Origin of the sequence: uncultured Campylobacter sp., from assembly GCF_938040115.1 — a bacterium.
GTDB lineage: Bacteria > Campylobacterota > Campylobacteria > Campylobacterales > Campylobacteraceae > Campylobacter_A.
Genome location: NZ_CALHXD010000223.1, coordinates 1 through 14,878 on the forward strand (window position 1 = coordinate 1; position 14,878 = coordinate 14,878).

Below are 14,878 nucleotides of genomic sequence, written 5' to 3' on the forward strand. Positions count from 1 at the left end.
CGCGCCCAAGCGTGATTTTCGAGGATGAAAACCTGATCGCGGTTGATAAACCGGCATTTTTAACCTCGGAAAAAGTGAGCGAAGCTTATAAATTTCCGTTGCTTCACAGGCTCGATAAGGAAACTAGCGGCGTGCTTTTACTCGTGAAAAACGAGGAATTTCAAAAAAAAGCGATCGAGGAGTTTAAAAACTGCCGCGTAAAAAAAGAGTACGTCGCGGCAGTAAAAGGCATCGTGAGTGAGGAATTTAGCGTAAACGAACCAATAATCACGCTAAAAAACAAAGGCGGCGCGTTTTCTAAAATCTCGCCAAACGGCAAAGAGGCCTTTTCGCACGTAACTCCAGTGATGGTCGCTGGCAAAAAAAGTCTCGTAAAAGTCGAGATAAAAACCGGTAGAACGCACCAGATCAGAGTGCATCTAAATCACGCTGGATATGGGATCGTAGGGGACGAAAAATACGCTAAAAATAAATCCGCGAGAATGTATCTGCACGCCTATAAAATCGAGCTTTTAGGTTATAAATTTAGGTCAAATTTGAGCAGTGATTTTAACAGGCTCGGTTTTGAAATTTCAAGAAATTTTGAGATTTAAAGAGCGATAAAGCTTAAATTTAATAAAATACGCGCTTTAGCTATAAATGTAAATAAAAGGTAGAATGTGTTTGAACAAATCAGCGAGTCGTTTCGTTTAGCCGTTAGTAAAATTCGTTTCGTAGACGATGAAAAAGCGCTAAATAACGCGCTTGACGTGCTTAAAAAAGCACTGCTAAAAGCCGATGTTCATCACAAAGTTACCAAAGAATTGCTAGCTCTAATTGAGGCTGATCTAAAGCAAAGCGGAATAGGTCAAAAGCAGTTTTTAGACGCCATAAAGTCAAATTTGACGAAGGTTTTAACCGCGCCGGGCAACCAGGGCTTTGTCTTTGCGCCCGTAGCTCCTACGATCGTGCTAATGGCTGGCTTGCAAGGTAGCGGAAAAACCACTACGACGATAAAGCTAGCAAATTATCTAAAGCTTAGAAAGAAAAAAGTTTTGGTCGCGGCGTGCGATTTGCAGCGTTTAGCGGCAGTAGAGCAGCTTCGTCAGCTTTGCGAAGCAAACGAGATAGAGCTTTTTAGCATAGAAAACGAAACCGATCCGCTAAACGTAGCTAAACAAGCGCTAGCTAAAGCAAAAAGCGGGCTTTACGACGTACTTTTGGTCGATACCGCAGGACGTCTAGCGATAGACGAAGCTTTGATGAAGCAGATAAAAGACATCAAATCAGTGCTCGAGCCGCATGAAATTTTTTACGTAGCCGACGCTATGAGCGGACAAGACGGCGTAAAAACAGCAAGTACGTTTAACGACGCGCTAAAAATAAGCGGCGTGGTGCTAAGTAAATTTGACTCGGACAGCAAAGGCGGCGTAGCTATCGGTATAGCCAAGCAGCTAAATATACCGCTTAGATTCGTAGGTATCGGCGAAAAAGTCGGTGATATGGAGAGCTTTATCCCCGAGCGTATCGTGAGCCGCATAATGGGTGAAGGCGACTTAGCGACGTTGGTTGAGAAAACCAGCGCCGTGATAGACGAGAAAGAAGCAAAAAGAATAAATAAAAAGATCAAAAAAGGACAGTTTAACTTTAACGACTTTTTATCGCAAATGGAAAGCGTCAAAAAGCTTGGAAATATGAAAAGTTTAATCGGTATGATACCAGGGCTCTCAAGCGTGGCAAATCAGATAAAAGATATCGACCTTGATAACTCGAAGGAAATTTTACATATCAAGGCTATGATAAATTCGATGACACAAAAAGAACGCGAGAATCCGGACCTGCTAAACAACAGCCGAAAAAGACGTTTGGCTGCTGGATCTGGGCTATCTCAAGTAGAGGTAAATCGCTTTTTAAAGCAGTTTGAAAACGCATCGAAAATAGCAAAGAGGTTTTCTGGTAAAGAAGGCCTAAAGGGGCTTGGAAATTTACTAAACCAAGCTAAAAATACTCGCCCTAATTAAAGGGCTTAAATTTGGCTACGAGCGTGACTAAATTTAAGCCTATTTAAAAAACAGAAGGAGAAATATAATGGCAACAGTAGTAAGACTAACGAGAATGGGACGCAAGAAAAAACCTTTTTATCGTATAGTCGTAACAGATAGCAGAAAAAGAAGAGACGGCGGCTGGATAGAGTCGATCGGTTACTACAACCCGATGGTTGAGCCTGAGGTGGTAAAATTTGACGCTGAGCGCTTGGCTTATTGGAAGGGCGTTGGTGCGAAACTTAGCGATAGGGTTGCAAAAATAACTAGCAAATAATTAAAAATGGTAGAAAATTTTTTACTTGAATATGCTAAGCTCATCGCCGATTTTCCTGAAAAAGTGAAACTCGAGCGAGTCGAGCTTGGCGAAAATTTTGCCGAGCTGATAATTTACGCCGATAAAGTCGATACGGGCAAGCTTATCGGCAAAGACGGCAGGATGATAAATGCGATAAAGACCGTAATAGTGGGCTATAAAGCCAAAGATGCGACGTCGTACCGCGTTACGGTAAAGCCTCTTGAATGAACTTATAGAAGTCGCACTGCTTGGCAAAACAGTAGGGTTAAAGGGATTTGTCAAGCTTCATAATAAAGGCGACTTTCCTAACCAGTTTAAAAAAAATGCTATATTTTGCGATAAAGACGGTAAAGAACTTGTTGTAAAAAGCTACAATCATGCAAACGATACTATCTCTTTTTACGGCTTTGAAGATATAGATAGCGCAAAAACTCTCACAAATAAAACAATCTACACTACAAAAGATGAAACTAGAAAAAACTGCAAACTAAAAAAGGGTGAATTTTTCTATTTTGACGTCATTGGTTGCGAAATTTACGAAAATAATCAAAGGTTGGGTGAAGTAGAGGATATAGACGAGGTTGGGGCGAATCATCTTTTTTTGGTAAAAACAGATGAAAATTTGATTTCCAAAGGGTTGGAAAAAAGTTTTTACATTCCGTATATCGACGTTTATGTAGAAAAAGTTGATGTAAAAAATAAAAAAATTTACACCAAAAACGCTATCTTGATTTTGGAAAATTCCTAATGAAATTTACCTTTGTTACGCTTTTTGAAAGCCTTGTGCGACCCTATTTTGAAGACAGTATTTTAGGTCGCGCTACAAAAGAGAAGCTTATTTCGATTGATTTTTTAAATCCTCGTGATTTTAGCACGGATAAGCATAAAAAAGTAGATGACTATATGGTTGGCGGCGGCGCAGGATTGCTTATGGCGTGCCAGCCTCTTGATGATGCTTTAAATTTTTTACTAAAAAACGAACCAAAAACTCACATTATTTTTCTTGCGCCTGCTGGGAAAAAATTTACTCAAAACGACGCTAGACGTTTGGCAAAAAAAGAGCATATTTGCTTAGTTTGCGGTAGATATGAGGGTATAGACGAGCGTATAATTGAAAAATATGCAGATGAAATTTTTTGTATTGGCGACTTTGTGATGACGGGTGGCGAGCTGGGGGCGCTTTGTATTTCTGATGCGATTTCTCGCAATATAGTCGGCGTTTTAGGAAACAATGAAAGTCTTGAAGTTGAGAGTTTTGAAGGGAATTTACTTGAGACTCCGTCTTTTACAAAACCCAGTGATTACAAAGGCTCTGGTGTGGTTTCAGCGTTTTTAAAGGGAGACCATGCTAAAATCAGAGCTTTGAAAAATAATATGGCGTTCTTAAAAACTAGGTTTTTTCGTCCGGATTTATACCGAAAATTTGAGCCGCCGACTAAGGAAAAAATATGAGAAACAAGTATATTGAGGCGTTTGAACAAACTCAAATAGCCCAAAAGTCTGTGCCTGATTTTCGCGCTGGAGATACTTTGCGTATAGCTATCCGCATTAAAGAGGGTGATAAAACGAGGATCCAAAATTTTGAAGGTATCTGTATAGCAAGACGCGGAAGCGGAACTGGCGAAACATTTATCATCAGAAAAATCGGTGCAAATAGCGTAGGCGTAGAGAGAATTTTCCCTATCTATAGCGAAAGCCTAGAGAGTATAACTGTTCTAAGACAAGGTCGCGTTCGCCGCGCTAAGCTATTTTATCTACGCGATAGACGTGGTAAAGCCGCTCGCATTAAAGAGCTTAAAAAATAATTTTACTCCTTGCAAAAGTCTAGTTTTAGACTTTTGCCCCCTACCTAATTTTATTAAATTTCAAAAAATTGCTTAATTAAAATCAATTATTTTATCTAAAATTATAGTTACAATGTCGTTATTATTTTATAATAAAGGTTGTAAATGGAAAAAATCGTATGGCAAAATGATGTATTTAATGGCGTTACTATAGCTAAGCTTTTTGATGGCCCGCACAGTAAAGAAATACGCATAAATTTAGAAAAAGGTGCTCAAATGAAGGAACATAAGGCTCCTGGCGCTATCATGGTTCAGGTTTTAAGCGGCAAGATAGATTTCAGCGTTGGAGAAAATAGTGTTATCTTGGATACACTAGACATGATTACGCTCAAACCAAACGTCACTCATGCTTTGACTGCTTTGGAAAATAGCATCGTAAGACTTAGCTTGAGCAAAAATGACGATGTAAGTAGAGTTTTTAGAGTCTTAAAATCTTAGTCTCTATTCTTATGGCTTTTGGCTATAAAGCTACCGATAAATAATTAGTCTATAGAATAGCTGTAATGGCGCTATGTAAGAATAAATGTTTTTTTGGCACCAAAAATATAATAATAAAAAAGAGCTTAAGATGGGCGATTCTGCTAAGGGAGGCTTTGTCAGGTTGCCTATTGTGGTAATTCAAATTTTACTGTGCTGGCATCGTTTCATAAGGCGTTTTAAACCTTTTTAATATATGATTTTGTACATAGTTTGCCTCTAAGTGGCAGCGGCGAAATCATTAATCTCCATAAGGTTTTATGCGTATAAGGTTTAGCTTTAAATTTTATAAAATTTATATAATAGCGCGTAACTAGAAACGCTTTTGTCAAATTTATTAGCATGGGCCTAAAAACAAAGCAAAAACTAACTGCATAAAATAAACGGGTTTAAATTTAATGCTCGAAAATTTCTTAAATTATAAAAAACTAAGCTTTTGTCAGTCTGCAACAAAAAATACAAATTTAAAATCATATAAAATTTATAGCCGCCAAACCGCTCAAAAATCAAAATTTAAATCATCAACCTCTTTCAAGAAAAATTAATATAACATTTTAAGTTAAGCTTTATTATAAGTATAAAATAGTAAAACAAAAAGTTAATAATTTAAATTTTAGAAACACTATCCCATACATTTACTACTCGTGTTTAAAAAATATATAATATTTAAAAGTAGCAGTAATTGCGTTATTTAGGCTATTTTAAAGATAAATTAAGCTAGCATGAATAGATAAAAATAACAAAAGAGTAATAAAAAAATAAATAGAAAATTAAACTTTTAATTTAAATATCAGTTTAATTGCGCTATAGTTTCATTATTCAATTTCATCACAAGGAGAACCGATATGGGAACCAGAAGAGAACACGACTTCATAGGTGAGCTAGAGATAGCTGATGATGTATATTACGGCGTGCAAACATTTAGGGCGCTTGAGAATTTCCACATGAGCGGACGACCGCTTAAAGATTATCCGTATTTCGTTAAGGCATTTGCTCAAATCAAAAAGGCTGCGGCCTTAGCCAACAAAGAAGTCGGAGTTCTAGACGCGCAAAAAGCCGACGCCATAGCAAAAGCGTGCGACGAGCTGATCGCGGGTAAATATTTAGATCAATTCGTAGTAGATATGATCCAAGGCGGTGCGGGAACTAGCACCAATATGAACGCAAACGAAGTTATAACAAACGTCGCGCTTGAAAGCCTTGGCCACAAAAAAGGCGAGTATCAGTATCTACATCCAAATGACCACACAAACCTCGGCCAAAGCACCAACGACACTTATCCAAGCTCGATCAAAGTCGCTACATACGCTAAACTAACCGATCTTTTAAAGGCTATGGAGCTACTTAAAAACGAGCTGGAAGCCAAGGCAAAAGACTTTAAAGATATCATCAAAATGGGTAGAACCGAGCTAGAAGACGCCGTTCCTACGACGCTTGGCAACACGTTTAACGCATTTGCAAGCTACATCAAAAGCGATATAGAAAAAATCACCGCCGCAAGAGAGTCTATGGCCGTGCTAAACATGGGTGCAACCGCGATCGGAACGGGCATCAACTGCCATCCTGATTACAAAGCGGCTGTTCATAAAATTTTGAGCCAAATCACAGGCGTAAACTTTAAACCTGCCGATGATTTTATAGCAGCTACTCAAGACACTGCGGATTTCGTTCACGTTAGCGGCGCGCTAAAAACGGCTGCCGTTAGATTAAGCAAGATCGCAAACGATTTAAGACTAATGAACTCAGGCCCAAGATGCGGTCTTGGCGAGATAAATTTACCTCAGATGCAGCCTGGCAGCTCTATCATGCCTGGTAAAGTAAATCCGGTCATCGCAGAGGTCGTAGGCGAGGCGTGCTACGAGGTAATCGGCAACGACGTAACCATCATGCTTTGCAGCGAGAGGGGCGAATTTGAGCTAAACGCGTTTGAGCCTGGCATCGCTTACGCGCTATTTAACTCTATCTTTATCCTAGAAAACGCGATGAAAACCCTAGCCGAAAAAGCCGTTAGAAAACTAACCGCAAATCCTGAGGCATGCCTAAAATCAGTACTCGGCTCAGTCGGTATCGTAACTGCGTTTAACCCGTACATCGGCTACGAAAAGTCCGCAAGCATCGCTAAAGAAGCGTTGCAAACCGGCAAAGCCGTAGGCGATATCTGCTTGGAGAGAGGCTACCTCAAAAAAGAGGAAATCGACAAAATCTTAGAGCCTAAAAATATGCTAAACCCTCATATGGGTAAATAAATTTAGGCATTCGCGCGCCGAGAGAGCGATCTTTCGGCGTTTTTAAATTTATAAGTTAAATTTACTTAAAGGAGTTTTTCTATGGATATTATGCTGATTTTACAGTTCATAGTCCTACTTGGAGGCATCTACCTAGGCGTTAAGCTGGGCGGTATGGGTATCGGTTACGCCGGTGGCGTAGGCGTTATTGTTTTGACGCTCGTCTTGGGAATGAAAACGGAGATGAAACATATCCCAACCGACGTTATTTTAATTATCGCATCGGTTATCTCTGCGATTTCCGCTATGCAAGTTGCGGGCGGACTTGATTGGCTTGTTCAGCAAGCAGAGAAAATTTTGCGTAAAAACCCAAAGCAAATCAACTATTTAGCGCCTATCGTTACATATTTGCTTACTATTTTTGCAGGCACCGGACACACGGCATTTTCTATGATACCTGTTATCGTAGACGTTGCAAAGGGGCAAAATATAAAGCCTAGCGCGCCTCTTGCGCTTTCGGTGGTTTCGTCTCAGGTGGCCATTACCGCTAGCCCAGTAGCGGCAGCATTTGTCGCTATGACTGGCGTAATGGAAAAACTGGGTGTAAGCTATCCGATGTTACTTTTTATCTGTATTTCTACGACTTTTATAGCTATGCTGATTACTGCATTTATCGTAAATAAATTTTACGATCTAGACCTCTCAAAAGATCCTATATACCAACAAAGACTAGCTCAGGGTTTGGTTTCCGATGTCAAAGGCGAATCGGGGCATAAAGAGTTACCGCCGTATGCGAAACGTTCAGTAGCAATCTTTGCTATAGGAGTTCTTGCGGTAGTGTTCTACGCTCTTGCTATTTCTAAAAATGTCGGCATCATAAAACCAAGCTATGTCGTAGGATATGAAAAAGTCTATGAAGCTAAAGCCCCTGAAAAATTTCAGCAAATCGCTTCAATGCCCAATGTTAAAGTTAGCATAGACGATGCTACGGGTGCAAAATATGTTGAAGATAAAGAAAAGCCAAGCAAGGTTTTAACTCTCGATAGAGATGGCGCTATTATGACATTTATGCTTACTATCGGATTTCTTATCGTCGTACTTTGCAAGGTGGATACTAGCAAGCTTCTTTCGACCAGTACTTTCCAAAGCGGTATGAACGCATGCATCTGCGTCCTGGGTATAGCATGGCTGGGTACCGTTTTTGTGCAAGGACACTTGGGGCAAATTACCGATATTGCAAAAAACGTCGTCGTTAAGTATCCTTTCGTACTCGCTATCGCTCTATATTTCCTAAGCTGCTTGCTATATTCGCAGGCTGCAACTACGAAGGTTATGATGCCTGCCGTTGCGGCTGCTATGGGCATGACCAGCCCTGAAAATGCACAAAATGCTTGGATATTGGTCGCTTCATTTGCCGCAGTTTCAGGACTATTCGTACTTCCTACGTATCCTACGACTTTGGGCGCTATCGCCATGGATGACACGGGTACTACTAGAGTCGGTAAATTTGTTATAAATCACAGCTTTATCGTTCCGGGAACCATCATGGTTGCACTTTCGGTTGCATTAGGGTTTGTGGTAGCTCCTATTCTTCTTTAATAGCTAGAGCTAAATTTAGCCGAGACTTCGCTCTCGGCTTTTTAAATTTAAGGACTTTTTCATGAAACGAATCGGAATTTTAGGCGGCATGGGACCGCTAGCTACGATAGATCTATATGCTAAGATCGTAGAACTCACAAACGCCGCAAAAGACCAGGATAACATCCCTATAGTCATCGACAACTATCCTCAGATCCCGGACCGCACGGCGTATATCTTGCATGGAGGCGAGGATCCGTTTCCTTTTATGAAAGAGTCTGCAACTAGGCTTAAAAACGCGGGCTGCGAGGCTATCTGTATAGCTTGCAACACTGCTCACTTTTTTGCCAAGCGCCTAACGGATGAGTGCGGCGTAAATATCCTGCACATCGCTAAAATCGCGACCGCGTCGATAAAGTCAAATTTCCCGCACACTAAAAAGATCGCCGTCATCGCCACTACAGGCACGACCGTGGCTAAAATTTACGAAAACGAGCTGATCGCCGCGGGCCTAGAGTGTGTGAAAATCCCGGAAAATTTGATGACAAACATCATGGATTGCATCTACAAGGGCGCAAAAGCAAACAAGCTAAAAGAGTACGTGGGTCTCTTTAACGATACTATCGCAGCTATCGAGGCTGACGCATACATCGCGGCTTGCACGGAGATACCGCTATTTTTACCGTATGCGACGAAAAAAGATAAATTCGTAGACGCCACTCTCGAGCTTGCTAAAGCAGCCGTCAAATTCGGCCTAGAAAAATAATCAAATTTGCGTCTAATCGGCGCAAATTTACCCCCTCTTAAAACAAATTTTTATAAAATCCAAGCTAAATTTAAAGGATAAACGATGAAATTTGGCGAATTTAAAAATGCAAAAACTTTGAGTCTGGCAAGCCTGCTTTGCGAGCAAAATCCGCAGCTAGCAGAGCGGATAAAACAAAATGAGTTTCTATATATCTCTTGCTTTGAGGATAAAATTTTAGGCACCGAAAACCTCGTTCGCTGCGAGATCGGCTCGGCTAGCTACGTGCTGGCTTTGCTTTGCAAGTACTCGCTTGACGCGGCTAAATTTGACGAGCAAACGCGCAGATATTTTGAGGGGCTAGATGAAGGATACCTAAGCGGCGAGTGCAACGTCGGCGAGGAGGAGTTTGAGCAGATCGCGGGGTTTTTAAACGGATGCGAAAATATCGTGATCGATAGCTCCTTTTTAGCCCATGCGGATGCGAAAAATATATTCGAGTTTTTGCAAATGCTCGGCAAAAACGTCGTTTTGGCCGACGGCGAGCAGGGCGAGTTTAAAACGGACGGCGAGCTAACGCCGCTAAAAGAGCCCGAGAGCTTTGACGGTAGCGTCGTGTTTTTTATGAATGAGACGGATGGGTCAAATTTGAGCGGCGAGGTAAAAGAGCTAATCGGCTCGGCGTCGTTTGCCGCGGCCGCAAAGGTAAAAGACGGCGATATGGTGAGCGTGCAGGCTAAGGACGTAGAAATAAGGGCTAAATTTAAGCTAGAGTCGCAGATGAAGGGCACGGTCGCGCTTTGCAGGGCGAAATTTAGCGGATACGCGTTTAAGCTCGTTAAGATCTCAAAAGAGGCGTAGCGGCAATTGGTTAAATTTTATATTAGATTTATCCGCCGAGGCGGTCAAATTTTATAAATTTAATCCTAAAAACTCGGCTTGTAACGTAAAATTTGAGGCAGCGGGAGGAGCCTTTGGCGTGAGGCGATTAAATTTATCCGCAGCCGCGCTACTTGAAAATCCAAATTTCTTGCTATAGCAAAGTTAAATTTAGGCTAAACAAAATTTTATCCAAACGCGCTAAATTTAGTAAAAAAATCGCTTCAAGAGCGCGTAATATTCGCTTTTATAGCGCTTTTTAAACGAAAAAGGGTATAATGGCCGCATGAGAAAATATTTTTTACTTTTTTTACCGATTTTGGCGTTTTCTTTTAGCTTGAGCGTAAATTCGGGCGCAGAGGACGGCAGGCCATACACCGTGATAAACATCAGCGACGAGAAGGAATTCGTCTGCAAAGAGGAGATCCTCGCCTACGACCGCAAGCTTTATTTTTGCGATCTTCCTGGCGGCACGCTACCGAAGGTCGACGATAAAATTTTAGCCCTGGCTGAAGTGAGATTTCGCGAGGAAAAAGGCGGCATGCGCGTCTATGTCGTACCGCGCGCGAGCTCTCGCCTGATCTCATCTAGCGAGCCTCTTTACGGCGCATCCGCCGTGCCGTTTAGTAAAAACGGCGGCGCAGCCAAACGCCACACCATCGTGATAGATCAGAATTTAAGCGAATTTAAAAAAGAAACAAACGCAGGGATAAATTTCGCCCCGATATTTGAGCAGATGACCGCGCCTAGCGTCGGACCGCTCGATCTCAACAAAGCCCCGATAGAAAGCGGCGATAGCAACGACATAAATATGTACCTGGATGTGAAAAAAAGCTATGAGGCTAAGCGCTACGATGATACGATAGCCACGATCCAAACGGCGCTAAGGCGCTATCCAAATAGCATTTTTGCCAGCGAGTTTTTGCTATATAGGCTGCGCGCTTTGGATAAAATTTTAGACTCACAAAATAGCTTCGAAGGCCTTGGCGCGGCGGATGTCGCAAGCGAGGGGCGCGCGTGGATGAGGCGGTTCGTGTCAGACGAAAACTACCCCGAGGTGCTCTATCTCGTGACCAAAGCCTACCTCAGACAGGAGCTTGTTAGCGACGCGAACTACACGCTAGACATCCTCATGAACGAGCATCCAAACTCAAATTTTACCAAGCTAGCCGTTCTTGAGTTTGCCGACAGGCTCTACGTCACGGGCAGGCAGGATGAGGCGGTAAAGATGTACGAGGACGTGCTATACTCGGCGCAGACGCTAGATGTCGCTAGCCGTGCGGCTCTGAGCCTCGTGCAGGGCAGCATCGACAAGGCTAAATTTGACCGCGCCAAGGACTTTATGCTCAAAATTTTAAACAAAAATCAAGAGTACCTGCTAAACGACGCGTCCAAGCTAACGACGCTGGCTGGGGTATTTCACGAGAAAAATATGGACGATATCGCCGCGAGAATTTATGAAATTTTACTCGCTCGTCTAAATAAAAACGACGACGAGTACGAAACCGTGCTAAAAAATCTAGGAATCGCACTAACAGGCACGCCTGACACGCAAAAAGCCTACGAATACCTAAAAAGGTACCAAAACGAGTTTGCAGACGGGCAGTACGCCGCTATCGTGCAAAATGCGCTAGATAAGCTATTTTTCGCCAGAAACGACGAGAGCAACGCGACAAAGCTACACGATCACTACGACGCGCTCATCGAAAAATACGGCAAAACGGACGTCGGCGCCAAGGCGCTAAAAGAGCAGGTCGCGCTCTATCTAAAAGAGCGTAAATTTGACTCCGTCCTGCGCTATACCCAGGTCGTGCGCGATCTAAACGATACGGACGCTAGTGCGGTATTGGATCAGGCGGCATTAAATTTAGCGAGTGAAGCCATCCGTCAAAACGACTGTGTTACGGCTGTAAATTTGACCGAAAACTACGGCGTGGGCGAGAAAATCGGGGCTAAATTTAAGCTCTTTGACTGCTATATGCGCCTCTCTCGTTTCGCCGCCGCGCACGATCTCGCCTCGCAAAATATCCTTGCGCCCGACATGCTCGACCGCGTGGAGTGGCTCATCAAACTAGCCTCCGTTTTGATAAAGACGCAGAAGTATAACGACGCCTTGCGCGTAGCCGACGAGGCGCTGGCTATCGCGTCTAGGCAGGAGTATGCCGACGTCTCGCCCGTGCTTTTTTATAGATTTGAGGCGCTGATGGGATTAGGTAGGCTCACCGACGCCGCCGCGACGATAACGGCCGTCGAGACGCTACGCAAAAACGACTTTAAGGTCATCGAGCTCTACGACCGCATGGCTGAGGCGACGTACGGCGCGAACGACTTTTTAAACGCGTCGGTTTACGCCAAAAAGGCGATCGACCTACAAAAGCGCCTGCATATCGCCACCTTTAGCCCAAAAATCGACTTTGAGTACATCGGCTCGCTAAGTAAGCTGGATAGACTAGGCGAGGCTTTGCAAGTCGCGCGAGAACTCGTAGATACGCGCCTAGATCCCGAAAACAGACTGCGCGCGCTAGCTCAGATCTCGGAAATCTACATCAAACTAAAACGCGAAAGCGAAGCAAAGCCGTATCTACAGGAGTGCGTCGGCTCAAATCTGCAAAGCTCGTGGAAGGCCATCTGCGCTGAGCAGATGAAGCTCGTGGAGTAAATTTATCCTTATTTTACTTTTAAACCCTCTCAAATTTAGCCTGAAAGCTTGGGCTAAATTTGAGTCTGATCGCCGTAAATAGGCGGTGCGCTTTTAACCATTGTGCTAGGCATTAACTCGTGCTGGACGCGGCACTATCTTTTTATCCGTAGATATTTTAGGGCAAACGGGTCAAATTTAAAGTGTTTTGACATTAAATTTGACTTTATGTCTGATTAAATTTGCCAAGCGGCGGCAAAACGTAAAATTTTCAAAACGTAGCTACGTTTTTGCTATCAAATTTAATCCCCAAATTTAGGCGCTTTACTACGTCAAATTTGATATAATTTCTAAAATAAGCGCTTGTAAAAGGAGCTGGCTGTGAACGTAAAATTTCAAGCCGAGATGAAAGAGCTGGACGAGAAATTTGCCGCTATCCCCGAGGATGATAAAAGGCGGTATGATAGGCATAGGTTTATCAGGCGAGCGACTATGACGTACTGGTCGTCGACGTTTGTCTTTTTTTATCTTTTTGCGATGTTGGTGCCGTATTTGAAATCATTTTTTGTAAACAACGGCATAGAATTGCCGCCTGAAATTTTTAGCTATATTCGGGGCGCCGTGAAGATAGTTGCGCCTATTTTCTGGACGATTTATGTTTTAAAACGAGATAAAACCAAGCGATACAGCTATCTTTTTGTGAGGGATCAGCGGGATAGCTTCCTGGCTTTTAGGATAGAAAATTTTGCCAGCATAGTCTTGATTTTATATCCGATTTTGCTTATTATCGGGTCGTTTTTTGTGAAGGATAGCGGCGGCGGATACGGCGTTTATGCGTTTTTATACGGCCTTGTCGCAGCTCCGATTTGCTTGCTTGTTTTTGCCGTATGCTACTCTTTGAACATAAGCTCATATGAGCCCGCACCCGAGGGCGCAGATCTGCGCAGAGAGTCCGGTCTAGCTCAAAGCGCGAAATCAGCAGAGGAAAGACTCGGCGAGCTAAACGACCTGGACGCGGAATTTGATCAAATACCTTGGGACCAAAAAAACCGTTACGACGTGCATAGGCTTATCAGGCGCGCTAGTATGGCATTTATCGGGTTTGGGCTTATGATCTCTTATTTTGCATATTTTTTAGGCAATGTTCTATACGGGCTCGTTTCTCTTGCTGCGATACTGATTTTGCCGTATTTTTTCACGAAAATTTACCTAAAAAGCTACCCTACGAAAAAATACAGCAAATTTTTCATAAAAAATCAGCGACTTTGCTTGATGATTTTTACGGTTGAAAATTTAGCTAGCATTGCTTTGATCTTGTATCCGCTTGTGCTAATAATAGCAGCTCTGATCGCTAGAAATAACGAAAAGACGATGAGCTTGCTTTTGAGCGGCTCAAACGTATTATCGGCTTGTCTGGTTATCTTTGCGGCATGCTATCTGTTTAACCGAAGTACGTATATACCAAAAGACGAAGAATAAATTTACCAAATTGTTCGCTCCGAAAATATCTTTGGTTGAGAGGATATTGTAGCGACAAATTTTAGCTTCGCAACTGTTTTACATTTGGCGATTATGTCAAATTTGTTTGGTAGGCTCAAATTTGGCGATAACCATAATTTCTAAAAGAAACATACGTTATTATTGCTCTCTTAAATTCTTTTTCATATTTTGAAGTTCGTCATTTAAAAGTCTTCCTTTGTTTATCAAGTACTGTATAATCGAGTCAGTAAATTTATTATGGAGTTCGTTAAAATCGTGCTTTACATAAAAAATAACGGATATTGCGGAAAATAAAATAGCAAAAGCACTATTGTGTATATTCTGCATAATAAAATAGGTTAAAAGCAAAAAACAGATGATGTATTTAATAATCGCACAAGCAATAAGCTAAAAGTTTAACATTATCTTATCAATAAATATCTCTCTGGCTTCAAAAAAAGCTTCATCGTATAGTTCTATTTTTTTATCTGCATCTTTTTCTTGAAGCTTGTCCTCTTCAGAGATAAGTCGTTCGTGTATTTTGCTAAATTCTTTATGTAAATACCAGGTTCGTAGCAATGACATTTTAAATCCTTTTCAATGAGGTTATTCAATTTTATTAAAAATAAACTTTAAATTTAATATTTGTTCTGTAAATAAATTTTGGGAAAGAGTGAAATTTAAAAAATCAACC

Annotated in this window: 15 protein-coding genes; 14 read left to right on the top strand and 1 reads right to left on the bottom strand. The window is 41.9% G+C overall.

Translation table 11 applies throughout. The annotated features are described in order from the left end of the window. The 14 genes from Q0314_RS07455 to Q0314_RS07520 all read left to right on the top strand — a co-directional run. Positions 1–593: RNA pseudouridine synthase (locus tag Q0314_RS07455; protein ID WP_298057908.1), on the top strand; the 593-nt coding region annotated here is incomplete at its 5' end. A 66-nt stretch (positions 594–659) separates the two neighbouring features. Further along, entirely contained in the window at positions 660–2,000 is a 1,341-nt protein-coding gene (gene ffh, locus Q0314_RS07460) for a signal recognition particle protein (protein WP_298057910.1), read from the top strand. Between the two features lie 67 nt (positions 2,001–2,067). Next, on the top strand, positions 2,068–2,298 hold the full coding sequence (gene rpsP, locus Q0314_RS07465; protein ID WP_002951203.1) for a 30S ribosomal protein S16: 231 nt from the start codon (positions 2,068–2,070) through the stop codon (positions 2,296–2,298). Positions 2,299–2,304: 6 nt separating this feature from the next. Next, a complete protein-coding gene (locus Q0314_RS07470; protein WP_004319043.1) occupies positions 2,305–2,547 on the top strand; it encodes a KH domain-containing protein in 243 nt (80 codons plus the stop codon). Beyond that, positions 2,540–3,067 carry a ribosome maturation factor RimM gene (rimM, locus tag Q0314_RS07475; RefSeq protein WP_298057912.1) on the top strand — a complete coding sequence of 176 codons (528 nt, stop codon included), beginning with the start codon at positions 2,540–2,542 and terminating at the stop codon, positions 3,065–3,067. Before Q0314_RS07470 ends, rimM begins: the two co-directional genes overlap by 8 nt. Beyond that, on the top strand, positions 3,067–3,771 hold the full coding sequence (trmD, locus tag Q0314_RS07480) for a tRNA (guanosine(37)-N1)-methyltransferase TrmD (RefSeq protein ID WP_298057914.1): 705 nt from the start codon (positions 3,067–3,069) through the stop codon (positions 3,769–3,771). Before rimM ends, trmD begins: the two co-directional genes overlap by 1 nt. Beyond that, complete coding sequence (gene rplS / locus Q0314_RS07485; RefSeq protein ID WP_002951216.1) at positions 3,768–4,124, top strand: 50S ribosomal protein L19; 357 nt, start codon at positions 3,768–3,770, stop codon at positions 4,122–4,124. Before trmD ends, rplS begins: the two co-directional genes overlap by 4 nt. Before the next feature lie 144 nt (positions 4,125–4,268). Further along, positions 4,269–4,601, top strand: a complete 333-nt coding sequence (locus Q0314_RS07490; RefSeq protein ID WP_298057916.1) for a cupin domain-containing protein — start codon at positions 4,269–4,271, stop codon at positions 4,599–4,601. Between the two features lie 884 nt (positions 4,602–5,485). Then, positions 5,486–6,886 (top strand): aspartate ammonia-lyase, encoded by a 1,401-nt coding sequence (locus Q0314_RS07495; protein ID WP_297967842.1) that lies wholly within the window; start codon positions 5,486–5,488, stop codon positions 6,884–6,886. A gap of 81 nt (positions 6,887–6,967) precedes the next feature. Continuing rightward, complete coding sequence (locus tag Q0314_RS07500; protein WP_298057918.1) at positions 6,968–8,464, top strand: anaerobic C4-dicarboxylate transporter; 1,497 nt, start codon at positions 6,968–6,970, stop codon at positions 8,462–8,464. 61 nt (positions 8,465–8,525) lie between these two features. Further along, complete coding sequence (locus tag Q0314_RS07505; RefSeq protein WP_298057920.1) at positions 8,526–9,209, top strand: amino acid racemase; 684 nt, start codon at positions 8,526–8,528, stop codon at positions 9,207–9,209. A gap of 84 nt (positions 9,210–9,293) precedes the next feature. Further along, the gene (locus Q0314_RS07510; RefSeq protein WP_298057921.1) at positions 9,294–10,049 is read left to right on the top strand and encodes a hypothetical protein; all 756 of its coding nucleotides are present in this window, start codon (positions 9,294–9,296) and stop codon (positions 10,047–10,049) included. A gap of 304 nt (positions 10,050–10,353) precedes the next feature. Then, on the top strand, positions 10,354–12,726 hold the full coding sequence (locus Q0314_RS07515) for a hypothetical protein (RefSeq protein ID WP_298057923.1): 2,373 nt from the start codon (positions 10,354–10,356) through the stop codon (positions 12,724–12,726). Between the two features lie 360 nt (positions 12,727–13,086). Next, the gene (locus tag Q0314_RS07520) at positions 13,087–14,184 is read left to right on the top strand and encodes a hypothetical protein (protein WP_298057925.1); all 1,098 of its coding nucleotides are present in this window, start codon (positions 13,087–13,089) and stop codon (positions 14,182–14,184) included. A gap of 408 nt (positions 14,185–14,592) precedes the next feature. On the opposite strand, the gene Q0314_RS07525 is transcribed toward Q0314_RS07520, so the two are convergent. Then, complete coding sequence (locus Q0314_RS07525) at positions 14,593–14,769, bottom strand: hypothetical protein (protein WP_298057927.1); 177 nt, start codon at positions 14,767–14,769, stop codon at positions 14,593–14,595. Between the last annotated feature and the right edge of the window lie 109 nt (positions 14,770–14,878).